Annotated in this window: 18 protein-coding genes; 8 read left to right on the plus strand and 10 right to left on the minus strand. The window is 73.8% G+C overall.

The features are described from left to right. Positions 1-10 precede the first annotated feature (10 nt). Positions 11-1660 carry an aminotransferase class III-fold pyridoxal phosphate-dependent enzyme gene (locus ACILR4_RS16490; protein ID WP_395701947.1) on the plus strand — a complete coding sequence of 550 codons (1650 nt, stop codon included), beginning with the start codon at positions 11-13 and terminating at the stop codon, positions 1658-1660. Between the two features lie 57 nt (positions 1661-1717). Here ACILR4_RS16490 and ACILR4_RS16495 read toward each other — a convergent pair whose 3' ends face one another. Further along, complete coding sequence (locus tag ACILR4_RS16495; RefSeq protein ID WP_395701948.1) at positions 1718-2320, minus strand: hypothetical protein; 603 nt, start codon at positions 2318-2320, stop codon at positions 1718-1720. Between the two features lie 68 nt (positions 2321-2388). Here ACILR4_RS16495 and ACILR4_RS16500 point away from each other — a divergent pair, with 68 nt between their 5' ends. Next, positions 2389-3708 (plus strand): glycosyltransferase family 4 protein, encoded by a 1320-nt coding sequence (locus ACILR4_RS16500; protein WP_395701949.1) that lies wholly within the window; start codon positions 2389-2391, stop codon positions 3706-3708. Between the two features lie 18 nt (positions 3709-3726). On the opposite strand, the gene ACILR4_RS16505 is transcribed toward ACILR4_RS16500, so the two are convergent. Further along, on the minus strand, positions 3727-4953 hold the full coding sequence (locus tag ACILR4_RS16505; RefSeq protein WP_395701950.1) for an MFS transporter: 1227 nt from the start codon (positions 4951-4953) through the stop codon (positions 3727-3729). Positions 4954-5047: 94 nt separating this feature from the next. On the opposite strand from ACILR4_RS16505, the gene ACILR4_RS16510 reads away from it, so the two are divergent. After that, a complete protein-coding gene (locus ACILR4_RS16510) occupies positions 5048-6022 on the plus strand; it encodes a LysR substrate-binding domain-containing protein (RefSeq protein WP_395701951.1) in 975 nt (324 codons plus the stop codon). Positions 6023-6054: 32 nt separating this feature from the next. Here ACILR4_RS16510 and ACILR4_RS16515 read toward each other — a convergent pair whose 3' ends face one another. Together ACILR4_RS16515 and ACILR4_RS16520 are read right to left on the minus strand one after the other, a co-directional pair. Beyond that, positions 6055-9255, minus strand: coding sequence for a caspase family protein (locus tag ACILR4_RS16515; RefSeq protein ID WP_395701952.1), 3201 nt, complete (start codon positions 9253-9255; stop codon positions 6055-6057). Further along, the gene (locus tag ACILR4_RS16520; RefSeq protein WP_395701953.1) at positions 9248-13417 is read right to left on the minus strand and encodes a tetratricopeptide repeat protein; all 4170 of its coding nucleotides are present in this window, start codon (positions 13415-13417) and stop codon (positions 9248-9250) included. The genes ACILR4_RS16515 and ACILR4_RS16520 overlap by 8 nt, the downstream gene beginning before the upstream one ends. A 320-nt stretch (positions 13418-13737) precedes the next feature. Here ACILR4_RS16520 and ACILR4_RS16525 point away from each other — a divergent pair, with 320 nt between their 5' ends. The 4 genes from ACILR4_RS16525 to ACILR4_RS16540 are packed head-to-tail and all read left to right on the plus strand — an operon-like array spanning position 13738 to position 17813. After that, complete coding sequence (locus ACILR4_RS16525; protein WP_395701954.1) at positions 13738-14241, plus strand: (2Fe-2S)-binding protein; 504 nt, start codon at positions 13738-13740, stop codon at positions 14239-14241. Continuing rightward, positions 14238-15266, plus strand: coding sequence for an FAD binding domain-containing protein (locus ACILR4_RS16530; protein ID WP_395701955.1), 1029 nt, complete (start codon positions 14238-14240; stop codon positions 15264-15266). Before ACILR4_RS16525 ends, ACILR4_RS16530 begins: the two co-directional genes overlap by 4 nt. Then, entirely contained in the window at positions 15263-17368 is a 2106-nt protein-coding gene (locus ACILR4_RS16535; RefSeq protein WP_395701956.1) for a xanthine dehydrogenase family protein molybdopterin-binding subunit, read from the plus strand. Before ACILR4_RS16530 ends, ACILR4_RS16535 begins: the two co-directional genes overlap by 4 nt. 1 nt (position 17369) lies before the next feature. Next, a complete protein-coding gene (locus tag ACILR4_RS16540; protein WP_395701957.1) occupies positions 17370-17813 on the plus strand; it encodes a MerR family transcriptional regulator in 444 nt (147 codons plus the stop codon). Between the two features lie 10 nt (positions 17814-17823). Here ACILR4_RS16540 and ACILR4_RS16545 read toward each other — a convergent pair whose 3' ends face one another. The 3 genes from ACILR4_RS16545 to katG all read right to left on the minus strand — a co-directional run bounded on the left by ACILR4_RS16545 (position 17824) and on the right by katG (position 21532). Next, positions 17824-18081 carry a MoaD/ThiS family protein gene (locus ACILR4_RS16545; protein WP_395701958.1) on the minus strand — a complete coding sequence of 86 codons (258 nt, stop codon included), beginning with the start codon at positions 18079-18081 and terminating at the stop codon, positions 17824-17826. Continuing rightward, the gene (locus tag ACILR4_RS16550) at positions 18078-19256 is read right to left on the minus strand and encodes a WD40/YVTN/BNR-like repeat-containing protein (RefSeq protein WP_395701959.1); all 1179 of its coding nucleotides are present in this window, start codon (positions 19254-19256) and stop codon (positions 18078-18080) included. The genes ACILR4_RS16545 and ACILR4_RS16550 overlap by 4 nt, the downstream gene beginning before the upstream one ends. A gap of 89 nt (positions 19257-19345) precedes the next feature. Then, a complete protein-coding gene (gene katG / locus ACILR4_RS16555) occupies positions 19346-21532 on the minus strand; it encodes a catalase/peroxidase HPI (RefSeq protein ID WP_395701960.1) in 2187 nt (728 codons plus the stop codon). Positions 21533-21665: 133 nt separating this feature from the next. On the opposite strand from katG, the gene ACILR4_RS16560 reads away from it, so the two are divergent. Further along, positions 21666-22022: a DOPA 4,5-dioxygenase family protein gene (locus ACILR4_RS16560; RefSeq protein ID WP_395701972.1), complete on the plus strand. Its 357-nt coding sequence runs from the start codon at positions 21666-21668 to the stop codon at positions 22020-22022. 28 nt (positions 22023-22050) lie between these two features. On the opposite strand, the gene ACILR4_RS16565 is transcribed toward ACILR4_RS16560, so the two are convergent. The 3 genes from ACILR4_RS16565 to ACILR4_RS16575 are packed head-to-tail and all read right to left on the minus strand — an operon-like array spanning position 22051 to position 26482. Beyond that, positions 22051-23103 (minus strand): GGDEF domain-containing protein, encoded by a 1053-nt coding sequence (locus ACILR4_RS16565; protein ID WP_395701961.1) that lies wholly within the window; start codon positions 23101-23103, stop codon positions 22051-22053. Positions 23104-23143: 40 nt separating this feature from the next. Continuing rightward, positions 23144-23797 (minus strand): nucleoside-diphosphate sugar epimerase, encoded by a 654-nt coding sequence (locus ACILR4_RS16570; RefSeq protein ID WP_395701962.1) that lies wholly within the window; start codon positions 23795-23797, stop codon positions 23144-23146. Positions 23798-23821: 24 nt separating this feature from the next. Continuing rightward, on the minus strand, positions 23822-26482 hold the full coding sequence (locus ACILR4_RS16575) for a LuxR C-terminal-related transcriptional regulator (RefSeq protein ID WP_395701963.1): 2661 nt from the start codon (positions 26480-26482) through the stop codon (positions 23822-23824). Between the last annotated feature and the right edge of the window lie 14 nt (positions 26483-26496).

The following is a 26496-nucleotide window of genomic DNA, read 5'->3' on the forward strand; positions in this document are numbered from 1 at the left end:
ATATCGGGGCATGGACAACACCTTGACCCTGACCCTGGTGGCTGCGGCCGCCGCGCTGGCGGCATGGCCGCTGGCCCACCGCCGCTTGCAGCTGTCGCGCGCCAAACACCCCTCGCTGGCCGGGCACGGCCGCATGGCCCGGCGCGTGGCCGCGCTGATACCGGGTTATCACTACGACGAGCCGCGCTTCTTCGGCGCCGACAGCGCGCCGCTGCCGGTGCAGGCCCGGCGCAAGGCCGGCTTCGAGCGCCTGGCCGCCACGCTGCGCGAGCGCCACCCGCTGACCCTGGCGGCCACCGCGCAGGCGGCCACCGGGCTGTCGGACCTGCAGTTCACCAGCCGCTACCGCGTGCCCTTCCAGTTCGCGAAGCTGCTGCGCGAGCGGCTCGCGGTCGGCGCGTTCTGGCAAGCCAGCGACGGCGTGACGCTGACCGACCTGGACGGCCAGCGCTTCATCGACCTCACCGGCTCCTACGGCATGAACCTGCTGGGCACCGACGTCTACAAGCACTGCATCGCCGAAGGCGCGGCGCAGGTGCAGGCGCTGGGCCCGGTGCTGGGCGGCTACCACCCCTGCGTGCTGGACAACGTCGAGCGGCTCAAGCGCCTCTCCGGGCTGGACGAGGTGAGCTTCCACATGTCCGGTACCGAGGCCATCATGCAGGCCGTGCGCCTGGCGCGTTATCACACCCGGCGCAGCCACCTGGTGCGCTTCTGCGGCGCCTACCACGGCTGGTGGGGCGAGGTGCAGCCCGGCCCCGGCAACCCGCGGCCGGCCACCGAGACCTACACGCTGCGCGAGATGCACCCGCGCACGCTGCAGGTGCTGCGCACGCGGCGCGACATCGCCTGCGTGCTGGTGAACCCGCTGCAGGCGCTGCACCCGAACAGCGCCGCGCCGGGCGACGGCTCGCTGATCGACTCCAGCCGACGCGCCGGCGCCGACCGCGCGGCCTACAGTGCCTGGCTGCGCGCGCTGCGCGCGGTGTGCACCGAGCGCGGCATCGTGCTGATCATCGACGAGGTGTTCACCGGCTTCCGTCTGGCGCCGCGCGGCGCGCAGGACTACTTCGGCGTGCAGGGCGACCTGGTGACCTACGGCAAGACCCTGGGCGGCGGCCTGCCGATCGGCGTGCTGTGCGGCAAGGCCGCGCTGATGAAGCGCTATCGCGAAGACCGGCCCGCCGACATCTGCTTTGCGCGCGGCACCTTCAACAGCCACCCGTACGTGATGGGCGCGATGCAGGCCTTCCTGCAGCGCTGGGAGCAGCCCGACGTGCAGCGCCTGTACGACGGGCTGGACGAGCGCTGGCAGGCGCGCGCCGGGGCCCTGAACCGGCGCCTGCAGGCGGCCGGCGTGCCAGTGCAGGTGGCGGCGCTGTCGACCATCTGGACCGTCACCTACACCCAGCCTTCGCGCTACAACTGGCTGCTGCAGTTCTACCTGCGCGCGCACGGCCTGGCGCTGAGCTGGGTCGGCACCGGCCGGCTGATCTTCAGCTTGGGCCTGGCGGACGCGGAGTTCGACGCGGTGGCCGACCGCTTCATTGCCGCGGCCAGCGAGATGGCCGCCGGCGGCTGGTGGTGGCAGGACGCGGCGCTGACCAACCAGGCCATCCGGCGCGGGGTGCTGAAGGAGATGTGGTCGCATTTCCTCTAGGCCATGAAAAAAGCGGCCATCGATGAATGGCCGCCATGCCGATGACCGTGCGCTCGGTCAGTGCACGTGAGGCATGGGGTCGATCAGCTCGCCGCGCAGCAGCGCGAGCGGCGCCCGGTGGTACAGGTAGATGTCGTGGAACGGGTCGGTCAGGATCTTCAGTGCCCACACCAGCCCGGTCAGCAGGCCCTGCGTGAAGGCCAGCTGCACCACGCGGAACAGCAGCCCGCCGATGCCCAGCGAGAGCCACAGCAGCCCCAGGTCGTGCCAGTAGCCGGCCATGCCGGGCGCCGGCTCGATCAGCCCGAACAGCGTGCGATCGGCCGCCAGCAACGCCGGCAGCACGAGCCACAGCGCCATCAGCACCACCTTGCGGCGCAGGTTGTAGCCGATCTTGATCTCTTCCTTGTGCGCGTGGGTGGCCCGGTTCACATGGTCGTAGCCCCTGGGCTCGAAGAAGAAGTGGCCGGACTGCCGGCTGACCATGCCCACCAGCCAGCCCACCAGCGCGGCGCTGGCGGGGTCGGTGAACATCAGCGCGTAGGCGAACACGAAGCTGCAGGCGCTGAGCAGGTGCAGCGACTGGTTGATCCGGCTGTGGTGGTAGTAGCGATGGTCGTCCCAGCGCTGGAGGGCCAGCGTCTTCCAGATCTGCCGCACGTGGTTTGCTCCTCGGATGGATGCCGGATGCTCGCGTGATTCGATGAAATTCCGGTGACGGCGGCGCGATGCTGACGCGCAAACGCCATGGCCGCGTCATCGAACTGTCGAAGCCGCCCGGCAGCATGGCCGGCATGAGCGCCACCGCTGCCGCCACCGCGAACATCCTGGTCGAAGACTTCGCACCGGCGCGGCGTTCGCTGCGCATCGCGGTGGTGACCGAGACCTACCCGCCGGAGATCAACGGCGTGGCGGTGACGCTGGCGCGGTTGGTCGACGGCCTGCGCGCGCGCAACCACGAGCTGCAGCTGGTGCGCCCGCGACAGCCCAGCGAGGCCGCCGCGGCCCACCAGCCCTGCCAGCCCTGCCAGCCCGACGCCGGCGGCGACAGCGATGCCTCATCCCCCACGGCGATGGACGAGGTGCTGATGCGCGGCCTGCCGATCCCGCGCTACCCGCAGCTCACGCTGGGCCTGCCGTCGAAGAAGGCGCTGCTGGCGCGCTGGACCTTGCGGCGGCCGGACATCGTGCACATCGCCACCGAAGGGCCGCTGGGCTGGTCGGCGCTGCAGGCCGCGCGGCAGCTGAAGCTGCCGGTGAGCTCGGACTTCCGCACCAACTTCCACGACTACAGCCGGCACTACGGCGTGGGCTGGCTGCACAAGCCCATCCTCGGCTACCTGCGCAAGTTCCACAACCAGACCCAGCACACCATGGTGCCCACCGAGGCGCTGCGCCAGCAACTGGCCGGCTTCGGCTTCCAGAACCTGTGCGTGCTGGCCCGTGGCGTGGACACCGAACGGTTCCACCCGCGCCGCCGCGACCGCGCGCTGCGCGCGAGCTGGGGCGCCGGCGACGACACCCGCGTGCTGCTGTGCGTGGGGCGCCTGGCGCGCGAGAAGAACCTGCTGCAGCTGGTCGCCGCGTTCGAGGCCATCCAGCAGGCCGGCATCGACGCGAAACTGGTGCTGGTGGGCGACGGCCCGGCGCGCGCCGAGCTGCAGCGCCGCTGCCCTCAGGCTCTCTTCGCCGGCACGCGATCCGGCGTCGAGCTGGCCACGCACTACGCGTCGGCCGACCTGTTCCTGTTCCCGAGCCTGACCGAGACCTTCGGCAACGTCACGCCCGAAGCCATGGCCAGCGGCCTGGCGCTGCTGGCCTACGACTATGCGGCCGCCGCGCAGCTGGTGCGCCCCGGCGAGAACGGCCTGCTGGCGCCCAAGGGCGATGGCACCAGCTTCGTGCGGCAGGCCGTCGCGCTGGCCGCCGACCCGGTGCGCGCCCGCGGCCTGGGCCTGCGCGCGCGCCAGACCGCGACCACGCAGGACTGGGAACGGCTGATCGAGCAGGTGGAGCAGGTGATGATGTCGGCGATGGCGCGGGTGTGACGCGCGCTCCCGGCGCGTTCACTGCGCCGTGCGGCGCGGCCAGCAGCGCAGCGCGAGCGCCGCGCCGGCCGAGGCCATGCCGAGCATCAGCACGCCATGCCAGCCGGCCAGGGCCAGCACGCCGCTGCCCAGCGCCGAGCCCGCCGCCATGCCGACGAACATCGTGGTGAACAGCAGCGCATTGAGCCGGCTGCGCGCCTGCGGATCGAGGCCGTAGACCTGCGTCTGGTGCGCCACCAGCGCGGCCTGGATGCCGAAGTCGAAGCCGATCGCGCCGACCACCAGCAGCAGCCACTGCGCCTGCGGCGGCAGCCAGCCGTCCAGCGCCATCAGCCCGAACGAGGCCATGGCCAGCAGCGCGCCCAGGCGGATCACCGGCTCGGGCCCGCGCCGGTCGGCCAGGCGGCCTGCCAGCGGCGCCGCCAGCGCGCCGGCGGCGCCGGCCAGGCCAAAGGCACCGGCCGCCGCGCTGCCCCAGTGGAAACGGCTGTGCAGCATCACGGCCAGCGTCGACCAGAACGCGCTGAAGCCCAGTGACAGCAAGGCCTGCGCCCAGGCCGCACGGCGCAGCGCCGCGTGGCGCCGCCACAGCGGGGGCAGCGTGGCCAGCAGCGCGCGGTAGCCCAGCGTGCTGTCGGGGCGGAAGTGCGGCAGCCCGCGCCACAGCGCCACGCCCAGCAGCCCGATGGCGGCCGCCGCCGCCGCGTACACCGAGCGCCAGCCCCAGGCCTGCGCGACCAGGCCGCTCACCACGCGTGATAGCAGGATGCCCAGCAGCAGCCCGGTCATCACGGTGCCGACGGCCTTGCCGCGGCGCTCCGGCGCGGCCAGCGTGGCCGCGGCCGGCACGATGTCCTGCGCCAGCGTGGCGGCCAGGCCCACCGCCAGACTCGCGGCCAGCAGGCTGCCGATGCCCGGCGCCAGGCCGGCGGCGGCCAGCGCCAGCGCCAGCAGCGCGGACTTCGCCGCGATCAGCCGGCGCCGGTCGAAGCGGTCGCCCAGCGGCGAGAGCAGCAGGATGCCCAGCGCATAGCCGAGCTGGGTCAAGGTCGGCACCAGGCCGACCTGGCCGGCGCCCTGCGGCAGGTCGCTCGCCAGCACGCCCAGCAGCGGCTGGCTGTAGTAGATCGACGCGACGGCCAGGCCGGCACCGGTGGCCAGCAGCAGCACGCGCGAAGCCGGCAGCGGGTCGGCGCCGGCGGGCGCTGCGGCGGCGCCGGGCGGGGTGGAGGCGATCAGGGTCATGGTGAGACAGGTCGAATGACGATGGTGGCATTCTTGCCACGCATGGCCGCTGGCGGAAGGCGGCCGGATTGCAGTTCTGTTATACGCTTGGCGCATGCAAGACACCGCCCTGCCCGCCGGGGTCGACCGGCTCGCGCTGCTGCAGACCTTCGTGCACATCGTCGAGGCCGGCAGCCTGTCGGCCGCCGCGGCGCGTGGCGGCACCAGCCAGCCCACCATCAGCCGCCGGCTGCAGATGCTGGAGCGGCGGCTGGGCGTGCGGCTGCTGCAGCGCTCGACCCATGCGATGAAGCTGACGCCCGATGGCGAACGCTGCTTCGCGCATGCCAAGGGCCTGCTCGACAACTGGCAGGCCATCGAGGCCGACCTGCGCGGGGCGCAGCACGAGGCGCGCGGTGCGCTGCGCGTGGTGGCCCCGCATGCCTTCGGGCAGGAGCAGCTGATCGCGCCGCTGCTGGAGTTCCTGCGCCGGCATCCGCAGGTGTCGGTGGAATGGCTGCTGTACGACCGGCTGCCGGACTTCATCGCCCAGGGTGTCGATTGCGCGATCCGCGTCGGCGCGGTGGAAGAGCCGGGCGTGGTCGCGATCCGCCTGGCCGAGGTGCCGCGCATCGTGGTGGCCGCACCGGGCCTGTGGGGTCGCGGCAAGCCGCCGCAGCACCCGCAGGCCCTGCAGGGCCTGCCCTGGCTGGCCTTTCGCACCTACTACCGCGACGAGGTGCAGCTGACGCAGCAGCCGGCCGGCCAGACGCTGCGGCTGCCGATCCGCCCGCGGCTCGCCACCGACAGCCTGCATGCGCTGCGCCAGGCCGCGCTGGGCGGCGCCGGGGCGGCGCTGCTCTCGGCCTGGGTGGTGGCCGACGACCTGGCGCAGGGCCGGCTGGTGCAGCTGGCGCCGGACTGGGCCGCGCCGCCGCTGCCGGTGTACCTGGTCTACCCGCAGGCGCCTTTCCTGCCGGCGCGGTTGCGCGCCTTCACCGAGCTGATGCGGGCGTGGATGCCGCGCATCGCCGGCATGCTGGCGCCCACGCGGGCCAGCGCCGGCGCGGCGCCGCGCGCCCGGCGCTGAACGCGGCCCCGCCGCATTCGGCGCGGGGGCGGCTACTTGTCCTCGGGCGCCTGGCGCACGATGTCGGCCCCGCCCTTGCCGCCGTCCTGGGGCCTGGCCCGGGCCGGGGTCTTCTTCGCAGGGGCCGTCTTCTTCACCGCTGCCTTCTTCACCGCTGCCTTCTTCGCAGGCGCCTGCTTCGCTGCAGCCGTCTTCGTTGCCATGCCGCTGTTCCTTCCTCGTGATGCACGGGCCGCGCCCGCCGCGGGCACCTTACGCGAAGCGCCTGCGCGTCGCAATGCGGCGCCACCCGCGTCGGTCTTGTAGATCGTCAGCGGCAGCAGGTCGCCGTAGATGCGGCACACCGGCGTCTGCGCCTGCACGCCGGCGCGCGCGGTGATCTGCGGCAGCAACTGCTGCACGCCGGCGATCAGCGCGGCCATTGCCAGGCTGCGGCGCGTGCTGCCGGGCGCCTCGGGCTGCAGGTAGTGCTGCGAGCGCAGGGTCTCGAGCATCGCGCCGGTGAAGACGCCCAGGCCCGCCGTCGGGTCCTCGCGCGCCTTCTCCTCGCTGCGCGCAGCGTTCAGCAGGTACATGCCGCGCTCGTTGATCGCGTGCACGCGGCGCGCCAGTTCCTCGGCGTCCAGCCCGCTCATCACGCCGCTGCCGGCCATCGCCGAATGGCAGGCGTCGACCACCAGCACCACCTCGGCCGGCACCGCGGTGATGCGGTCGCCCAGGTCCAGCATCGACAGGCCCGTGCTCTCCATCGCCTGCGGCCGCAGGTCGTGGTTCCAGAAGTACAGCTCGGGCTCGCCCTGGTAGCGCACGCCGTGGCCGGAGAGGAAGACGAACAGCACGTCGCGCTCGGCGCCGGCAGCGCGGTGGCGCTCGCGGATGCGCGCGCACAGCCGGTCCAGCTCGGCCAGGATGGCCTGCTTGGTGGCCGCCTCGTTCACCAGCACCGCGGCCTCCACCGCCTCGAAGGCGGCGTTCTTCAGCGGCAACGTGGCATGCGCCGCATGCCCGGGCGCCGAGCGTGCGAAGGCGTTGAACACCGCCAGCGCATCGCGGTGCGCAAAGCGCAGCGGCTGGAACGGCCCGGCCTCCGGCGTGCCGGCCGCGGCGAAGTCCGACACGCCCACGCTCAGCATGAAGAGGCGCCCCGGCGCATCCAGCCGCGCCCTTGCGTCGGGCTCGTCGGGCACCGGGCCGGTCAGCTGCAGCACCACCGGCACGGCACGGGCCTGTGCGTTTTCGGCACGCAGGCTGATCAGGTTCGGCCCCGGCCGCAACGGCAGGCTCACGCGGTACTCGGCACGCGGCTGGCGCTTCGGCTGGGTTTCGACCCACACGAAGCGGTCGTTGCGCAGGATCCACAGCCGCGTCACCGGCTCGTCCGGGTTCGGGCACTCGACGCTGAAGTGCAGGTGCACCTCGCCATCGCCCACCCGCGCGCCACCGGGCAGCAGCTCGATGATCGGCGGCAGGATCTTCGCCACCTCGATCGGCGCGATCGGCAGGCGCATGCTGCGGGCCCGGTCTTCCGACCCATGGCGCACGATGGCCGCGATGATGTCCGGCCGGTAGAACTGCTTGAAGCGGTCGCTGGGCACGAACAGCGCTTCCTGGTCCGGCCCGCGGTTGACGCGGTAGCCGATGCGCTGCGCCCCGTTCGGGCTGGCGTCGTAGTAGCCCGAGCGGCTCCAGATCACCCATTCGTCGTCGGCGCCGACGAACAGGCTCAGGTCCGGCGGCAGGTCCAGCGCGTCGCCATAGGCATCGGGGCTGTAGCGCAGCGGCACCACCTGGGCCGACTGGTCCATGATGAACCACTTGCGCGACTCGTAGTCGCTCTGCCGCAGGCTGCTGGCCGCGGTGGTGAGCAGCCGCATCGTGCGCAGGCAGAAGGCCTGCTGCCGTGCCGGGTGGCGCGGCGGCAGCAGGCGCTGCGGCACGGTGCCGAACAGCACCTGTTCGGCCCGCGTGATGCCCGGCGCATAGAGCGTCTGGCCGACGCCGCGGATCGCCGCCTGCACCGTGCCCACCCGGTGCTCGGGCCGCCACAGGTGGATGGCATGGTTGTCGCCACCGGCCGTGACCGCGGTGGCCTCGTCAAGCCAGGCCGCGGCGTACACGGTGCCATCGTGGCCGTAGTAGCTGCTACGCAGTTCCAGCCCCGCACCGGTGGGCAGCACCGCATAGGCATTGACCTGCACCACCTGGTCGCCCGGCGCCACGTCGAGGCCGTTGACGCGGTCGACCGAAAAGCCGGCGACCAGCTGCGTGCCGGCGGGCGAGAACGCGGCCGAGGCGGGGGGCGATTCGGTGCCGATGGCGCCGCAGGCATCGCTGTCGTGCGCGTGGCACAGCAGCTGGCCCAGGCGCCGCCGGCCGCCCAGCGGCCCGGCCGCGACCACCGCCATCGCCGCGCTGACCGCCAATGTCGGCGGGTTGATCGGCACCTCGGTGCGCACCAGCCGGTCGGCCCGCAGCCGGCCCTTGGCATCGACCGCCAGCCAGGCCACTTCGCCGTCGGCCCCCATCGGCTCGCCCATCGCCAGCACCAGCCGGGCGGGGCCCCGAGGGGTCGGCCCCGGGCCGGCCGGCACGCAGCGCAGGCCCACCGGCAGCCAAGCGCAGCGCTGCGCCCGGCCGACCGTGACCGTCTCCACCCATGCCGCCCGGCCGCGCGTGCCGGCCTTCAACCAGTCGCGCAGGCCCAGCAGCGCCACGCTGGCGCGGCGCCCGCGGCCTTCGCGCACATTGCCGGCCATCACCAGCCAGCGGCCATCGGGGCTGAAGTCCAGGTCGAGCAGCAGGCCCGGATGGACGTGGCGCGCCCGCAGGTTGCCGGTGGCCAGGTCGAACAGCTGCAGTTCGGTGACGCGGCCAAGATCGTCACCCTCCAGCCCATCGTCATAGCGGTGATGATGAGCGGCCCTGCCGACCACCCGCTCGGCGAGCGCGCGCCGGTTCCAGGGCTTGATCGCGGCGACCCAGCGGCCATCCGGGCTGATCGCGAAGCGTAGCGCCAGCCCGTCGGCCGCAGCGTCGTCGGTGATGCCGCTGACCTGGCCCAGCAGCAGGCGTTCGAGCGTGCGGGTCTGCGCGTGCCAGACGCGGATCGTCGTCTCGCCGGCGCTCACCAGGCGCTGGCCGTCGCGCGTGGCGGCAAGCTGGATGATCTCGCCGTGGTGGGTGCCGGTGTCCAGCTGCAAGAAGGCCTCGTAGCGCGGTGCGGGCTCAGGCATCGGGGGCTCCGTTCAGCAGGGCCTGGTGTTCGGCGATGGCCAGGTAGTCGCGCCGCGCGGCGGCATCCGGGATGCGCAGGCTGCGCGCCTGCAGCTGCGCGCAGGCCTGCAGGCGCAGCGCCTCGGCGCGCGGGTCGGCGCAGGCGCGCAGCGCGCGCCAGGCGTGCAGGTACAACGCCATCGGCCGCTGCGGCGCGGCCTCCTGGCCGCTCACATCAGCCGCTGGCAGCAGCGCCGGCAGCACGCGCGCCAGGGGCTCGCGCGCCCGCGCCACGCCGGCTTCACCGCCCGGCTCGGCCAGCGCCAGCAGGGCCTGCGCGGCCGCCACCTCCAGCATCAAGTCCTCGGCCTCCAGGGCCTGCGCCAGGGTCCAGGCTTCGTCCAGCGCCTGCTGCGCCGTGGCCGCATCGCCGCGGCCCAGCGCGATCAGCCCCTGGTTCTTCGACACGCTGGTCACTATCGATCGCAGGCCGATCTCGCGCGCCAGCGCCAGCGCGTGGTCCATCCATGCGGCTGCCTCGGCCCAGCGGCCCTGCCCCATCGCCGCCAGTCCCAGGTTTTCCAGCACGATGGCCTCGCCGCGCCGGAAGCCGCTGGCGCGCAGCAGCGCCAGCGCCTGTTCGGACAGGCTGCGTGCCTGGGCGTACTGGCCCAGTTCGCGGTGCGCCTCGGCGCGGTTGATCAGCGCCAGGCCATGCTGCACCGGTTCCTGCGCGTCGGCAAACATGCGTGCCGCCTGCGCGGCGTACTGACCCGCAGACGGGAAGTCGCCGGCCGACAGGCAGGCGCTGCCCAGGTTGTTCAGCAGCATCGCCTCGCCGGGCCGGTCGCCGACGCGCCGCGCGATGGCCATCGCCTGCCGGTAGTGGCCCACCGCCTCGTGATAACGCGCACGTGACTTGGCCACCACGCCCAGGTTGTTCAGGATGTCCAGCGGCAGCCGCGGGTCGCCAAGGGCCTCGCTCGCCGCCAGCGCCTGCTGCAGCCACTGCTCGGCCGCGGCGTAGTCGGCCGTGTGCCAGTGCAGCAGGCCGGTCTGCGACAGCGCGTGGACCTCGCTGCGCGCATGGCCGCCTTCGCGGGCCAGCGCCAGCGCGCGCTCGAGCATCGGCCGCGCCGCGGCGGCCTGGCCGGCGAAGAACAGCGCGCGCGCTTCGAGCAGCAGCGCCTCGGCCTGCCGTTCGGTGGCGCGCGCGCGGGTGGCTGCATCGGACTCGATCAGCGCGCTGGCGGCCTGGGCCGCGGCGCGGGCCGCCGCGTACTGGCCCACCGCGATCTCCAGCCGCGCCCGCTGCGTGGCCACCTGGGCCTGGCGCTCGACCGCGCGGTCCAGGCCCGGCGCCAGCCGCTCCAGCGCGGCCAGCGCCGCGCGCTGCGCCTCGTGCCGGCCCTGCAGCTCGTGCAAGGCCTGGCAGCGCATCAGCAGCTCGAAGCGGGTGCCACCGTCCTCCGCCGGCAGCCACTGCAGGGCACGCTCGAAGCAGTCCAGCGCCTCGTCGTTCGCAAACGCCGCGGCGGCCTGCTCGCCGGCCTGGCGCAGGTAGCGGCAGGCCTCGTCGCGGACCTGCGCGCGCTCGAAGTGGTGCGCCAGCTGCGGCGCCAGCGGTCCCAGCTGGCCGGCATGCGCCTGCTCGAGATAACGTCCGAATTGCGCGTGCAGGCGCACGCGCGTGTCCTGCGCCAGGCTCTCGTAGCTGACCTCCAGGGTCACCAGGTGGCGGAACACATGGCAGGCCTCACGGGCGCTGTCGGCCTCTCCGGCCTGCGGCAGTCGTGGCGTGAAGCCCAGCCGGTCCAGCGCCGCCAGGTCGGCCTGCACCGCGGCCGGCGCGCCCAGGCTCGGGCAGTAGCCCTGCAGGTCCTGCTGCGCGAACTGTCGGCCGATGATGCTGGCCGCCTTCAGCGCGCCCTGCTGCGAGGCGGCCAGGCCATCGATGCGGCTGAGCACCAGCGCATGCAGGCTGGCCGGCAGCGCCAGCGCTTGAACGGCGTCGGGCCGCCGCGGGTCCAGCCCGCGGTCGTGCAGGTAGTTCAGCAGTTCGTCGACATAGAACGGGTTGCCCTGCGCGCGCTCGGCCACCTGCTCGATCAGCGCGCGCGGCACGGTGCCGGCGCGCTCCGGGAACTGCAGCGCGAGCTTGGCCCGCACGATGTGCTCGACGTCGGCCGGGCCCAGCGCCTGCAGCAGCAGCGTCTCGGCCTGCGGCAGCGCCGCGAGCCGCGTCGCCACGGTGCCGATGGCCGCATCGGCCTCCGGCGGGCGCTCGGCGGTCAGCAGCAGCACCGGCAGCTCGGCCACGCCGCGCGCCAGCAGCAGCAGCAGGTCCAGCGACAGCGGGTCGGCCGCATGCAGGTCTTCCAGCACCAGCAGCAGGCCCATGCCGTCCTCGGCCGCCTCGGCCGCCGCCGACTGCAGGCAGGCCAGCAGCATCGCTTCCAGCAGCGACTTGCGGTCCTGCGGCTGCAGCGCGGCGGTGAACGGCGTGTCGGGCCAGTCCTGGCCGAGCACCGCGCCGAGCAAGGGCCAGGCCTCGGCATGCGCGGGCGCATGCAGCTGCAGCAGCGATTGCACCGCGTGCCGCTGGCGGCGCTGGGGCAGCGCGGGGTCGAGCTCGAAGAAGGCTGTGAAGATGCCCTGCCACACGCCATACGGCGCGCGGATGCCGTCGAGCCGGCAGGCGCCGCCGTAGCCGATGAAGCGGCCGCGCCGCGCCAGCCGCACCGCTTCGGCCACCAGCCGCGACTTGCCCATGCCGGCCTCGGCCACGACGCGCAGCAGCTGCCCGCGCCCGGCCGCCGCGGCGGCCAGCTTGGCCACCAGCAGCGCGGCCTCGGCTTCGCGACCGACCATCGGCAGCAGCGCATCGGGCTCCTGCAGCCGGATGGCGCGGCGCTGCTGCAGCCCGCCCAGCGCGAACACCGGCATCGGCTCGGCCTTGCCCTTCATCGCGATCGGCGAGCGCGGCTCGAACACGAACGCCGCATCGCCGGCGGCCTGGCGCACGCGGCCCGACAGCAGGATCTCGCCCGGCTGCGCCTGCGCCATCAGCCGCGCGGCGGTGTTGACCTCGTCGCCGATGGCGCCGAACGAACGCCGCGTCGGTCCGCCATAGCCGCCGACGCACAAGGTGCCGCTGCTCAGGCCGATCTGCAGCGCGCAGCCCGCGGCTTCCAGCGCCTGGCGCAGCGCCAGCGCCGCATGCAGCGCGCGGCGCGCATCGTCTTCATGCATGCGCGCGGCGCCGAAGTTGCCATACAGGCACAGGCCCCGCGCATCGACCGTGGCTTCGAGCAGCACGCCGCCCTGGCGCTGCAGTTGCTGCTGCGCCAGCGCCACCAGCCCCGGCAACGCCGCCTCGCCCGGCAGCGACAGCAGGCGCAGGAACAGCGCGGTGGCCGGCCGCAGATCGGTGGCGAACAGGCCTTCGCCGATGCGTTCGCGCTCGAACACGAAGGGCAGCAGCCAGGGTTGCAGCCGCTCGATCGGCAGCGCCGGCACGGGGTCGGCGCGGCCCGCTGCGGGGACGGCGCCCGGCATCGCCGCAAGGGCCGTCGTCGACGGCTCGCCGGCGAAGAACGCCGCGCCGTCCGCCGCGTGCCGGGGCGTCTGGGTCGGCCAGTCCAAGGCCGCCGCGCAGGCCGCGTCGACCACCAGCTCACCGGCCCGCGCCAGCCCTTCGGCCTGCACCGCGCGCGCCACCGTGCCGCCGGCCAGCAGGTCGATCAGATGCAGCGCCGCATCGCCCACCACCAGCCGCTGCGCCGGCCCGCAGCCGATGCCGACCTTGACCGCCAGGCCCTCGAAACCCGCCATCGCCTGCAGCATGCGCTGGCCGCAACGCGCCGCGCGCTGCGCCGCAGCGCCCAAGCCTGCATCGCCTGCGCCATCGAACCAGCAGGTCATGCCGTCGCCGGCAAAGCCGACCACGCTGCCGCCCTCGTACTCGACCTCGGCGATCAGCGCCTCATGCACGGCATTGATGCGCCGCGCCAGGGCTTCCACGCCGCGCCGCTGGCCGCCGGCCTGGGTCAGCGCCTCGGTCAGCGCGGTGAAGCCGGAGATGTCGGCAAACAGCGCCGCGCCCAGGCAGTCGACCGGCAAGGACTCGCCACGCGCAAGCGCGCGCCAGCGATCCTGGGCGAGGTAGGCATGCAGGGCCATCGTGCCGGCGTACGCGCGCCGCGAGCGCGCGAGGGGGGTGCAGGGCACCTTAGCACGCAGGGGCGCGGGTGGCGATGGCGTGCCGCGCACCGGTGGCGTGGCCGCCACGCGGGGCCTGTCGCCGCCTTGCGCTTCGGCCCCGGTCTCACGGCAGTTCGCGGGTCCTCGGCCACCGATGCCATCGCCCGGCAGAGCCAGCCCAGCCGCCCTGCGAAAGCGCTTGACTTCGAGTGCACTCGAACTCCTAGCATCGATTTCGAGTGGGCCTGCCGGTCCGACCCATCCCGGGTCGGCGTGCAGGCTCCGCCGGAGTCGCCACCATGCCTGTGCCCCACGACGAGCCGCTGGACTCGCTGGACCTCACGTTCGACATCAACGGCCAGCCGCGGGCCCTCGCGCTGCCGGCCGACACCACGTTGCTCGACGCGCTGCGCGAGCACTGCCGGCTCACCGGCACCAAGCGCGGCTGCGACCGCGGCGGCTGCGGCGCCTGCACCGTGCTGGTCGACGGCCGGCGCGCGCTGGCCTGCGTGACCCTGGCCGCTTCGGTGGACGGCGCACGCATCACCACCGTCGAAGGCCTGGCCGATGCGCAGGGCCGCCCCTCGCCGCTGCAGGCGGCCTTCGCCGCCTGCGACGGCCTGCAGTGCGGCTTCTGCACACCGGGCCAGTTGATGGCGGCCACCGCGCTGCTGACCGAAGGCGTGCCAGCCGAGCGCGCGGCCGTGGCCGAGGCGATGAGCGGCAACCTGTGCCGCTGCGGCGCCTACCCGCAGATCGTCGACGCGATCCTGCAGGTGCAGGCCCAGCGGGGTGCCGCATGAACGCGCCGGTGCTGTTGCACCGCTATGCCCGCCCGTCGTCGATCGAGGCCGCCTTGCAGCTGCTGGCCGCCGACACGCAGGCCGCGCCGCTGGCCGGCGGCACCGAGCTCGTGCCGCTGACCCGCGCGCGGCTGCGCAGCGCCTCCACGCTGGTCGACCTGGGCCGCCTGCCGCTGGCCGGCGTGCGGCGCGAAGGCGACCGGCTGGTGCTGGGCGCGCTGACCACCGCGCAGGAGGCCGCCGGCCACCCGCTGGTGCAGGCCCATGCGCCGTTGGTTGCGCAGGCGCTGCGCGCCGGTGCCAGCGCGCAGGTGCGCCAGCGCGCCACGCTGGCCGGCAACCTGCTGCAGGCGCCGCGCTGCCCGTGGTTCCGCAGCGGCGCGCCGGGCTGCAACCGGCGCGCGCCCGGCAGTGGCTGCGATGCCCAGGCCGCGGCACAGGCCGGTGCCGCCGAGGCCGAACGCTGGCTGGCCCCGTTCGGCGGCCAGGCGCAGTGCGCCGCCGCCGCGCCCTCGGACCTGGCCGTGGCGCTGCAGGCGCTGCGCGCGCAGGTGCTGCTGCGCTCGCTGCACGGCACGCGCCGTCTGCCGCTGGAGGCGCTGTGGTGCGACGGTGACCAGCGCCCCGGCGTGCCCGGCGCCCCGGCGCTGGCGCCGGGCGAGCTGATCACCGCGCTGGAAGTGCTGGTGCCGCCCGGCGCGACCGCGCTCAGCCAGTTCGACAAGGTGCGCGAGCGCGCCAGCTTCGAGTTCGCGCTGGTCTCGGTGGCGGTGCAGCTGCAGCTCGACGCGCAGCAGCGCATCGCCGACGCCGCGGTCAGCGCCGGCGGCGTGGCGCCGACACCGTGGCGCCTGCAGGCGGTCGAAGCCGCGCTGCGCGGCCAGCGCTGGCCGACGCTGCAGCCGGCCGCCATCGCCGCGCACACCTTCGACGCCACGGCCACGCCGGCCGCCCGCGGCCCCAAGCCGCGGCTGCTGGCGCGCAGCCTCGAACGCGCCCTGATCACCCTGCGGAGGACCGCATGAACCCCGACACCCTCGACCCGACCACGCTGCCCGCCGCACCGCGCCACGAGGCCTGGCCCAAGCTGCTGGGCCAGGCCCGCTACTGCGGCGACGAATGGCCCGCCGGCCTGCTGCATGCGGCGCTGGTGCCGGCGCCGATCGCGCATGGCGAGCTGCTGGCGCTGGACAGCCACGCGGCGCTGGCCTTGCCCGGCGTGCTCGGCGTCTACGGCGCCGGCGATCTGCCGCCGCTGCGCGATGCCGGCGTGCCGGTGCCCTGGGCCGATCGCCGCATCCGCTGGCGCGGCCAGCCGCTGGCCATCGTGCTGGCCGACACCCCGGCGGCCGCGCGCGCGGCGGCGGCATGCGTGCGGGCCGAGGTCCGCGCCGAGCCGCTGATCGCCCACCTGGCGCAGGCCGGCGATGCGCTGGTCACGCCGCCCTCGGCCGGCCGCGTGCCCGCCGACACCGCGCGCGGCGATGCCGATGCGGCGCTGGCCAACGCCGATGTCGTGCACGATGCGCGTTATCACACCGCGGCCAACGTGCACCTGCCGATGGAGCCCCATGTCAGCGTCGCGGCCTGGCGCACCGGCGCCGATGGCGAACCCGAGCTGCACCTGCACACCAGCACCCAGGCCGTGTTCATCACCCGCCGCGTCATCGCGCACATGCTCGGCCTGCCGCGCGAGCGGGTGCAGGTGGAATGCCGGCTGATCGGCGGCGGCTTCGGCAGCAAGGGCCAGCTGTGGTGGCCGCCCACCGCAGCCATCGCGCAGCTGGCGCAGCGGCATGGCCGGCCGGTGCGGCTGGAGCTCACGCGGGCCGAGATGTTCACGCTGGTGGGCCGGCGTTCGCCGACGCGCCAGCGCCTGCGCATCGGCGCCAGCCGCGACGGCCGGCTGCTGGCGATGGTCCACGAGGCGCTGCACGAGACCGGCCTGCAGGGCGAGTACTGCGACGCCACCTGCGCCGCGACGCGCTGGCTCTATGCCTGCGACGCCGTGCGCACCGCGCACCGGCTGGCGCGGGTGCATGCGCCGCAGCCGATTCCGATGCGTGCCCCGGGCGAAGGGCCGGGCATGTTCGCGCTGGAGAGCGCGCTCGACGAACTGGCGAAGACCCTGGCCATCGACCCGCTGGACTTGCGGCTGCGCAACCTGCCCGAGCGCGACCCGCATGTGGGCCTGCCCTGGTCCAGCCACGCGCTGGGCGACTGCCTGCAGCGCGCGGCCGCGTCTTTTGGCTGGCAGCAGCGCGCGCGCGGCCTCAGTGCCGACGGCCGCTGGCGCATCGGCCACGGCCTGGCCAGCGCCGCCTACCCGGTGTACCGCCAGGCCTGCGAAGCCGAGGTGGCTTGCACGGCACCCGGCCGCTACCGCGTGCGCTGCGCGATGCAGGACATGGGCAGCGGCAGCTTCACGGCGCTGGCACGCCTGGTGGCCGACGAACTGGGCTGCAGCCCGCAGGACGTGGTGGTGGAGATCGGCGACAGCGCGCTGCCCGAGGGCCCGTTCTCCGGCGGCGCCCAGGCCACCGGCAGCTTCGGCCCGGCGGTGGCGCAGGCGGCGCGGGCGCTGCGCGCGCGCCTGGATGCCGGCGAACGGCCGCAGGCCGGTGCACCGGTGGCGGCCCAGGCCCGCACCGAGCCGCCGGACCCGGCTGCGCAGACGCACAGCACCTTCGCGTTCGGCGCGGTGTGCGTCGAGGTGCGGGTGGATGTGCTGACCTGCGAAATACGCGTCCACCGGCTGAGTGCGGCCTATGCCTGCGGCCGCGTGCTCGACCCGGTGATGGTGCGCAGCCAGGCCATCGGCGGGCTGATCGGCGGCATCGGCATGGCGCTGCACGAGGCCAGCGTGACCGACCCGCTCACCGGCCGCATCGTCAACGACGACTTCTGCGGCTACCTGGTGCCGGTGCACGCGGACATGCCGGCATTCGACATCCAGTTCGTGGCCGAGCATGATGCGGACCTGGCCGAAGGCATCAAGGGCGTCGGCATGCTGGGCACCTGCGGCACCGCGGCGGCCATCGCCAACGCGGTGGCAGACGCCACCGGCGTGCGCTTGCGCAGCCTGCCCCTGCGGCCGGAGCCATTGTTGTCGTCACAGGAGGCATGAGGTGCGCATTGGCGAACTGGCGCAGGCATCGGGCCTGAGCGTGCATGCGATCCGCTGGTATGAAGCGCGCCGGCTGATCCCCGGCGTGCGCCGCAATGCCGCGGGCCACCGGGACTACCGCGAGTGGCACGTGCACTGGCTGGCATTGCTGGACCGGCTCAAGCGCACCGGCATGACGATCGCGCAGATGGTGGCCTATGCCGACCTGGTGCGGCGCGGCGAAGACACGCTGCCCGAGCAGCGCGCGATGTTCGTCGCCCACCGCGAACGCGCCGCCGCCGACCTGGCTGCGCGCCAGCAGGCGCTGCAGCACATCGACGAGAAGATCGCCTTCCTCGACCGCTGGATCGAGACCGGCGAACGGCCGCCGATGGCCGAGCGGCTGCAGCCGCGGGAGTCGAAGCGCGCCCCGCGGCGTGGCGGCAACGCGACCGCCGGGCCGTAGAGGCCCGAGCTCAGCCGCCGCTGAGCGCCAGCACCAAGGCGATGTCGTCGTCCGGCCGCAGCGCATGCGTGAGGTCGCGCACGCCCAAGCCGTTGACGAAGAGGCGCATGTTCGGCCGCAGCTGGCCCTGCTCGTCCACCACGCGGAAGCGGATGCCGGGGTAGCGCCGGTCGAGCGCGTCGAACATCGCGGCCAGCGTGTCGCCCGCCACCTCGACCTGCGCGGCCTGGGTGTACGAGCGCAGCGCGGGCGAGACCAGCAGCTTCATGCCGGCGTCGCGGCCTCGACCGCGTAGATCTCGGGCAGGTGGCGCGCGATGTTCTGCCAGCGCGCGCCCTCGTCGCGGCCGATCCACAGCTCGCCGCTGGTGGTGCCCAGGTACAGCGCAGGGTTCGGCCGCGCGTCCACCGTCATCGCCTGGCGCTTGATGGTCCACCAGGCCTGGGCCTCGGGCAGCCCGGCATCCTGGCGCTGCCAGGTGCGGCCGCCATTGCGCGTGATGTACGCGGCCGGCTGGCCGCCGGGGCTGACGCGCGGCCACACCGTGCTGCCATCCATCGGGAAGACCCAGGCGATGTCCGGGTCGCGCGGGTGCACCACCATCGGAAAGCCGGTGTCGCCCACGCGCTTGGGCATCTTGCGGCCGATGCGCTGCCAGGTGTCGCCCGGCCGGTCGAGCCGGTAGATGCCGCAGTGGTTCTGCTGGTACAGCCGGTCCGGGTGGCCAGGGCACAGGCGCACGCAGTGCGGGTCGTGGAAGGTGATGGTCGCCGGGTCGAAACCCTCCACCACCTCCAGGCCCTTGATCAGCAGCGACCAGCTGCGGCCGCCGTCGGTCGATTCGTGCACGCCGCCGCTGGACATCGCGAAGTACAGGTGCTGCGCGTCGCGCGGGTCGATGATCAGCGAATGCAGCTTCGGGCCGTCGGGCGTGCCGTCCTGCGCCGAGCCCATCCATTCGCGGAACTTCGCGTCGTCGTTGACCGAGGCCAGCGGCGTCCAGCGCTGGCCGCCGTCTTCCGAGCGGAACAGGCCCTGCGGCGAGGTGCCGGCGTACCAGGTGTCGGGCTCGCTGGCATGGCCGGGCGCGAGCCAGAAAGTGTGGTCGACCGAGCGGTTGGGCAGGCCGTTCGCATCTTGCGCAAAGGCCGGCGGCTGCGCCGCTTCCTGCCAGCGCCGGCCGAGGTCGGTGGAGCGGTAGATCGTCGGCCCCAGGTGGCCGGTGCGCACGGAAGCCAGCAGCGTGCGGCCGTCGCGCGGGTCCAGCTGCAGGTGATGGACCACATGGCCCAGGAAATGCGGCCCGTCGGCGCGCCAGCTGCGGCGGCTGGCGTCCGAATGGAACAGCCACGCGCCCTTGCGCGTGGCCACCATCACCAGCTGGCGCGAGGCCGCGGCGGGCTTCTTCGCGGCAGGCTTTTTCGGGGGGGTGGCTCTGGCCATGGCGGCTCCTCGTCGGGGGTGGATGAAGGGTAGTCCACCCCACGACGAACGAGCCTGGGCGTTTTCGACAGGCGCCGTCGGCCGCGCGCTCAGGAGATGTTGAAGCGGTCGAGGTTCATCACCTTGGTCCAGGCGGCGACGAAGTCGGCCACGAACTTCGGCTGCGCGTCGGCGCTGGCGTACACCTCGGCCAGCGCGCGCAGCTGCGAGTTCGAGCCGAACACCAGGTCGACCACCGTGCCGGTCCACTTCACGGCGCCGGTCTGGCGGTCGCGGCCTTCGAGCACGCCTTCGGTGGCGGTCTTCTGCCACTGCGTGCCCATGTCGAGCAGGTTGACGAAGAAGTCGTTGCTCAGCGTGCCGGGCCGCTGCGTGAAGACGCCATGCTTCGCGCCGCCGGTGTTGGCGCCCAGCACGCGCAGGCCGCCGACCAGCACGGTCATCTCCGGCGCGCTCAGGGTCAGCAGCTGGGCCTTGTCGACCAGCAGCTCGGCCTGCGCGCCTTCGAGGCCCGCACGCACGTAGTTGCGGAAGCCGTCGGCCTGCGGCTCGAGCACCGCGAACGAGTCGACGTCGGTCTGGTCCTGCGTGGCATCGGTGCGGCCGGGCGTGAACGGCACGGTGACGGTATGGCCGGCGGCTGAAGCGGCGGCCTCGACCGCCGCGCCGCCGGCCAGCACGATCAGGTCGGCCAGCGAGATCTTCCTGCCGCCGCCCTGCGCCGCGTTGAAGGCCTGCTGGATCGCTTCGAGCTTGGCCAGCACGGGGGCCAGTTCGACCGGCTGGTTCACCGGCCATTCCTTCTGCGGCGCCAGGCGGATGCGCGCGCCATTGGCACCGCCGCGCTTGTCGCTGCCGCGGAAGGTGGCGGCCGAGGCCCAGGCGGTGCGCACCAGCTGCGCGGTGCTCAGGCCCGAGGCCAGCACCTGCGCCTTCAGCGCGGCAATGTCGGCCTCGTTCACCAGCGGGTGGTCCACGGCCGGCAGCGGGTCCTGCCACAGCAGGGTTTCCTGCGGCACCAGCTTGCCCAGGTAGCGGCTGCGCGGGCCCATGTCGCGGTGCGTCAGCTTGAACCAGGCGCGGGCGAAGGCATCGGCAAACTGCTCGGGATGGGCCAGGAAGCGGCGCGAGATCTTCTCGTAGGCCGGGTCGAAGCGCAGCGAGAGGTCGGTGGTCAGCATCGTCGGCAGGTGCTTGCGGGCCGGGTCGTGCGCGTCGGGGATCACCGGCGTGCCGCCCTTGGCCACCCACTGGTGCGCGCCGGCCGGGCTCTTGCTCAGTTCCCATTCGTAGCCGAACAGGTTCTCGAAGAAGTTGTTGCTCCAGCGCGTGGGCGTGGTGGTCCAGGTGACTTCCAGGCCGCTGGTGATGGCGTCGCCGCCCTTGCCGCTGCCGAAGCTGCTTTTCCAGCCGAAGCCCTGCTCTTCAATGCTCGCGGCCTCGGGCTCGCGGCCGACATGCGATTCGGGGCCGGCGCCGTGGGTCTTGCCGAAGGTGTGGCCGCCGGCGATCAGCGCGACCGTCTCCTCGTCGTTCATCGCCATGCGGGCGAAGGTCTCGCGGATGTCGCGCGCCGCGGCCACCGGGTCGGGGTTGCCGTTCGGGCCCTGCGGGTTCACGTAGATCAGGCCCATCTGCACCGCGCCCAGCGGGTTGGCGAGCTCGCGCTCCCCGCTGTAGCGCTGGTCGCCGAGCCAGGTGCTCTCCGGGCCCCAGTCGATGTCGGTCTCGGGTTCCCAGATGTCGACGCGGCCACCGGCGAAGCCGAAGGTCTTGAAGCCCATCGATTCGAGCGCGACGTTGCCGGCCAGGATCATCAGGTCGGCCCACGAGAGGCTGCGACCGTACTTCTGCTTGACCGGCCACAGCAGCCGGCGCGCCTTGTCCAGGTTGCCGTTGTCGGGCCAGCTGTTCAGCGGCGCGAAGCGCTGCGAGCCCGAGCCGGCGCCGCCGCGGCCGTCCTGCACGCGGTAGGTGCCGGCCGAGTGCCAGGCCATGCGCACGAACAGCGGACCATAGTGGCCGAAGTCGGCCGGCCACCAGTCCTGCGAATCGGTCATCAGCGCCTTCAGGTCGGCAATGACCGCGTCGAGGTCCAGGGCTTGGAAGGCCTGGGCGTAGTCGAAGCCCTCGCCCATCGGGTTCGAGGCGGGCGGGCGCTGGTGCAGGATGGCCAGGTTCAGCTGCTCCGGCCACCAGGCGGCATTGCCCTTGGCGCCGGCCCGGGTATGCGCGGGGGCATGGCCCGAGAACGGGCACTTGGATGCGGTGGACATGACGATCTCCTGAAGCGGCGGGTGATGGGGTGAACTCAGTCTAGGAGCCGGCCCCGGGCCGATCAACGCAAGCCTCTCAATGGCCGCGATAGCCCGCTACCGCAGCACCGGCCGCGCGGCTACGATGGTCCGCATGCAGCCCTTGAACCCCGCCACCGCCATCGGCAGCTGGCATGCCCATGTGTACTTCGACGCCGCCACGCGCGACGCGGCCTGGGCGCTGCGCGAGCAGGTCGCGCGCGAACTCGCCGGCCGCTTCGAGATGGGCCGCTTCCACGAGCAGCCGGTGGGGCCGCACCCGATGTGGAGCTACCAGCTGGCCTTCGCGCCCGAGCAGTTCGCCTCCATCGTCGGCTGGCTGGCGCTGAACCATGGCGCGCTCGATGTCTTCATCCACCCGAACACCGACGACGCGCTGCGCGACCACCGCGACAGCGCGCTGTGGCTGGGGCGGTCGCACACCTTGATCCTCGGCGCGCTGGACGCCTGAGCAACACGCTGGACGCGGCGGTTGCCGCTCAGCCGCGGGCGACGGCGGCGAGCGGTTCGGCCAACAGGCGGGCAGCCAGCGCCAGGCGGCGCAGGCGCTTGACGTCGTACATCGCCGCATCGGCCAGGCGCAGCGCGTCGTCGGCATTGACGCCCTGCGGGTCGACGGCGATCACGCCGGCACTCGCGCCGGCATAGTGGAAGCCCACCTCGCCGCTCGCGAACGGGCCGACCAGCACCGCCTCGCAACGGGCCTGCAGCGCACGCGCCGCGGCGTCGGCGTGCTGGGCCGGCGCCGGCCCGACGATCACGAATTCGTCGCCGCCCAGGCGGGCCAGCATGTCGGTGGCACGCAGCGCGCCGGCCAGGCGCTGCGCGGCATGCTGCAGGAACGCATCGCCCAACGCGTGGCCATGCGTGTCGTTGATGGCCTTGAAACCATCGAGGTCGATCAGGCCCACCAGCACGCGGCCGTGTTCGCGCACACCACGGGCCAGCAGGCGCTGCAGTTCGTCGACCAGCGCGCGGCGGTTCGGCAGGCCGGTCAGCGGGTCGGTCAGTGCGTACGAGGCCAGCGTCGTGTTGCTGGCGCGCAGCCGCTCGACCAGGCGATCACGCTGCACCAGTTGGCCGATCAGCGTTGAGAACAGGCGCAGCATGTTCTCGGCACCGGGCGCCAGCGGACGCCGCTGCGGGCTGGCGGCGCACAACGTGCCGATCAGTTCGCCATCGTCACCGCGGATCGGCGCGCTGACATAGCTGCGGATGCCCAGCGCGCGTGCGGCGTCCGAATCGCCCCAGCGGTCGGCGACCTGGTCGGTGAAGGGTCGGCCCTCGTCGAGCGCACGCTTGCACAGGGTGTCGGCCCAGGGCACCGACAGGCCTTCGGGTATCGTGAAATCCGCATCGGCATTGCGGGCGAACTGCACCTGCTGCAGGTTCGCCTCGCTGTCCACCGCCGTCAGGTAGGTCGACTCCATGCCGGTGGCGACCGCCAGCATGTCCAGCAGCGGACGAGTGAGCTCTTCGAGCGTCTTGGCGGCCGGCACCACGGCCGACAGTTGGGCAAGAAAGGAATCCACCCCCTGTCATCGGCTGCTGTGGGGAAACCTTGAGCCGCCGTCAGGCCGAGCCGCGCTGCATTTCGCCGGACAGCAGCACCCGGCGCCCGCTCGCACGCGGCACCTGAGCCAGCAACGCGGCCGCGACCTTGGCCGCGTCAATCGGGCGATAGTTCGCCGGCACCAGGAAACCCAGCGCCTGGCCGACGGCGAAGCCGATGCGCTCGCCCGGCCGCGCGGGCTGGCCCAGCGCGCTGCGGTCGCCCACCAGCAGCGAAGGCCGCGCGATGACCAAGGCATCGAAGCCCAGCCGCGCCAGGTCGTCTTCCAGCTCACCCTTCACGCGGTTGTAGAAGACGCCGGAGCGCGCGCTCGCGCCCATCGCGCTGACCAGGCCCGCACGCCGCGCCCCGGCCTGCTGCGCGGCGCGCGCCACCGCGAGGTTGGCATCGTGGTCCACGGCGCGGAGGGCGGCCTGGCTGCCGGCCACCTTGATCGTCGTGCCCAGCGCCAGGTAGACCTCGTCGCAGGCGGGCAGCGGCGGCAAGGCCGCGAAGTCGACGATGTGCGGCACCAGCTTGGCATGCGCCAGCGCCGGCGCGCGGCGGCCCAGGCTGTGCACCCGCTGCACGCTGGCATCGGCCAGCAGGCCTTGCAGCAGTTCGCGCCCGACCAGGCCGGTGGCGCCCGCGATCAGGACATGGCGTGGTGTCATGGTGGGGTTCCTCCAGCGCGGCGTTCAGGCCTCGGAATGCGCGCGCAGCCAGGCACCGGCCTGTCCGCGCGAGGCCACGCCGAGCTTGTCCAGGATGTTGGCGACGTGGCGCTTGACCGTGTGCGGGCTGAGCGCGAGGGTGCGCGCGATCAGCTTGTTCGACTCGCCGGCGGCCATCTGCTGCAGCACCTGGCGTTCGCGCGCGCTCAGCCGCAGCAGCGGCAGGGGTGCGGTGGCCGCACTGGCTTCGGCGGCGCCATCGCGCGGTGCGTCAGCGTCATCGCGCGGTGCGTCGGCACCGGTGCGCAGCGCGGCGGCCTGCGCGGCAGCCGCCTGCAGCGCGGCGCGCAGCCCGGGCGCCAGCAGCGCACCCCAGTCGCTGGCGTCCAAAGTACGCAGCACCTGCGGTCCGCACAGCAGCGCATGCGCGGCGTCGCCCTCCTGCACCATGCGCTGCAGCGCGGGCCGCAGCGCCTGCGCCGCTTCGGCCATGCGCCCGCAGCGCAGCAGCGCATGGCCGGCGCGCAGCTGCAGCTCGATGGCCTGGCCGAAGACGTCGATGCGCGGCAGCTGCGCCTGCAGCGTGTCGGTGAAGGCCGCCGCCGCCTCGGCCCAGCGCTGGCCCGCCGCGGCCAGGCGGAAGCGCGCGGCGGGCGCCGTGCCATCGGCCAGCACGGCCCAGCGCTGCAGCGCGGCCTCGTCGCCGCCCAGGGTGTCGGCGACGCGCAGCCCCCAGTCGCCCACCCGCTGCCGCCACACCTGGCGCCGTCGCGGGTCGGCATTGCTTTCCTCGTGGGCCAGCAGCGCCTCGAGTCGGCGCAGGGCCGGCTGCGCCCGGCCACCGATCGCGTCCAGCAGCGCCTGCAGCAGGTGCAGGCTCATCTCGGTGTCGGTCGAGGCGCCCAGCCAGCGCAGGTCTTCCTCCACCCGCTGCGCATCGGCCGCGGCCTGCGCCAGCTGCCCGGCCCACAGCCGGGCAAAGGCCTGGTTCACCCGCAGCTCCACGGTCATCGGCAGCACGCGCTCGCCCAGCAGCCGCTGCACGCCGGCGAAGTAGCGCTCGATCAGCGGCCGCATGCCGCGCGCGCTGGCCCAGGTGGCCGGCGGCATGCAGCCCCACCAGGCGTACAGCGAGTCGGTCTGCGCCAGCGCGTCCAGCACCCGGCACCAGGCCTGGCGCATGGCCTCGTGCTCGCCGCGCACGAAGTGCTGCGAACAGTCCGACAGCGGCAGCAGCAGGCGTGCGCCGGGCGCCAGCGGCTCGCGGTGCAGGCGCTCGAGCAGGGCCTGCGCCTCGGCATGGCGACCCAGCGGCGCATAGGCCGATTCGAGCAGCGCCTGGGCCTGCTGGCGCTCGTCATCGTCGCCATCGGCCGCCTGCACCGCCGCCTCGAGGTCGGCGGCCATCGCCGCATAGCGCCAGCGCAGGCAATGGGCCATCGCGCGCCAGCGCAGCAGCGGTGCCGCGCGCTGCAGCCAGTCGGTCGGGAACTGGTCGACCAGGCGCTGCACCTCGCCGGCGGCGCCCTGCACGAACAGCTCCGGTGCCGCCGCCAGCAGCACCGCCTGGGCCGCAGGCCAGTCGCCCGCGCGCAGCAGGTAGCCGACGCGGCGCAGCGTGTCGGGCTCGGTCGCGGCGGCGCGCTGCAGCAGCGCCGGCAGCTCGCCGGCCAGCCGCTGCTGCAGCCGGCGCGACAGCGCGTCGCGGAACAGCTCGTGCAGCACCAGCGTGCGATCGGGGCCGTCGAGCACGGTGACGAACAGTCCGCGGCGCTCGATCTCGTCCAGCCACCGGGCCGCCTGCGCGTCGCCGCTGACGCGCGCCGCCCGCTCGGCGGTGAGCGTCGGCAGCACCGCGCAGCGCACCAGGAAGTCGTGCAGGGCGGGCGGCATCTGGTCGAGCACCTCGCTGGCCAGGTAGTCGAACAGGTGGCGGTCCACCAGCGGGCCGGCGCTGGCGTCAGCCGGCCGCGCGCGCAGCGCCACCAGGCACAGGCGCAGCGCCGCGGGCCAGCCCTGGGTCCGTTCGTACAGCGCGGCGGCCTGCGCCGGGGCCAGCTGCTCGAGCTGCGCCAGCGCCTGCACCTCCGGCGCGCTGAAGCGCAGGTCCGCCTGCTCGAACGCCGCCAGCTCACCGGCCGCGCGCCAGCGCGCCAGCGCCAGCGGCGGCTCGACGCGGCTGGACAGCACCACGGTCCACTGCGGCGGCAGCCGGTCGATCAGGCCCTGCAGCAGCGCATGGGTCTCGGCCAGCGCCACGCGGTGCAGGTCGTCGAACACGATCACGCCGCGCGGCACCTCGGCCGCGGCCAGCGCGTTGAGCAACTCCACCAGCGCGCGCCGCACGCCGGCGCCGGGGTCGTCGGCCAGCATCACCAGCGCCTCGGGCGCGGTGCGCCAGGGCAGGTCGAAGGGCTCGAGCGCCGCCACCAGGCAGGCCACCACACGCTGGGCGTCATCGTCCTCGTCCAGCGAGATCCAGGCCTGCGCCGTGCCGCCCGGCAACGCCGCCAGCTGCGCCACCAGCGCCGAGGTCTTGCCAAAGCCTGCCGGCGCCTGCAGCAGCACCACGCGGCGCTCGCGCAGCGCACGCCCCAGCGCGGCGCCGAGCGCCGGCCGCTCGACACGCAGGCCGCGTGGCCGCGGCGGCTGGATCTTGGTGGCGGCGAAGCCGAAGGGGTCCATCGGCGGATTGTCCG

Origin of the sequence: Aquabacterium sp. (assembly GCF_044226965.1) — a bacterium.
GTDB lineage: Bacteria > Pseudomonadota > Gammaproteobacteria > Burkholderiales > Burkholderiaceae_C > Pseudaquabacterium.

Bases quoted from the DNA above. Each gene is read 5' to 3' on its own strand.
- ACILR4_RS16520 (WP_395701953.1), bottom strand. From the start codon at position 13,417: ATGGCCCTGCATGCCTACCTCGCCCAGGATCGCTGGCGCGCGCTTGCG.
- ACILR4_RS16515 (WP_395701952.1), bottom strand. From the start codon at position 9,255: ATGCCTGAGCCCGCACCGCGCTACGAGGCCTTCTTGCAGCTGGACACC.
- ACILR4_RS16550 (WP_395701959.1), bottom strand. From the start codon at position 19,256: ATGGCCAGAGCCACCCCCCCGAAAAAGCCTGCCGCGAAGAAGCCCGCC.
- ACILR4_RS16505 (WP_395701950.1), bottom strand. From the start codon at position 4,953: ATGACCCTGATCGCCTCCACCCCGCCCGGCGCCGCCGCAGCGCCCGCC.
- ACILR4_RS16525 (WP_395701954.1), top strand. From the start codon at position 13,738: ATGCCTGTGCCCCACGACGAGCCGCTGGACTCGCTGGACCTCACGTTC.
- ACILR4_RS16570 (WP_395701962.1), bottom strand. From the start codon at position 23,797: ATGACACCACGCCATGTCCTGATCGCGGGCGCCACCGGCCTGGTCGGG.
- ACILR4_RS16500 (WP_395701949.1), top strand. From the start codon at position 2,389: ATGCTGACGCGCAAACGCCATGGCCGCGTCATCGAACTGTCGAAGCCG.
- ACILR4_RS16510 (WP_395701951.1), top strand. From the start codon at position 5,048: ATGCAAGACACCGCCCTGCCCGCCGGGGTCGACCGGCTCGCGCTGCTG.
- ACILR4_RS16545 (WP_395701958.1), bottom strand. From the start codon at position 18,081: ATGAAGCTGCTGGTCTCGCCCGCGCTGCGCTCGTACACCCAGGCCGCG.
- katG (WP_395701960.1), bottom strand. From the start codon at position 21,532: ATGTCCACCGCATCCAAGTGCCCGTTCTCGGGCCATGCCCCCGCGCAT.
- ACILR4_RS16490 (WP_395701947.1), top strand. From the start codon at position 11: ATGGACAACACCTTGACCCTGACCCTGGTGGCTGCGGCCGCCGCGCTG.
- ACILR4_RS16530 (WP_395701955.1), top strand. From the start codon at position 14,238: ATGAACGCGCCGGTGCTGTTGCACCGCTATGCCCGCCCGTCGTCGATC.
- ACILR4_RS16575 (WP_395701963.1), bottom strand. From the start codon at position 26,482: ATGGACCCCTTCGGCTTCGCCGCCACCAAGATCCAGCCGCCGCGGCCA.
- ACILR4_RS16535 (WP_395701956.1), top strand. From the start codon at position 15,263: ATGAACCCCGACACCCTCGACCCGACCACGCTGCCCGCCGCACCGCGC.
- ACILR4_RS16560 (WP_395701972.1), top strand. From the start codon at position 21,666: ATGCAGCCCTTGAACCCCGCCACCGCCATCGGCAGCTGGCATGCCCAT.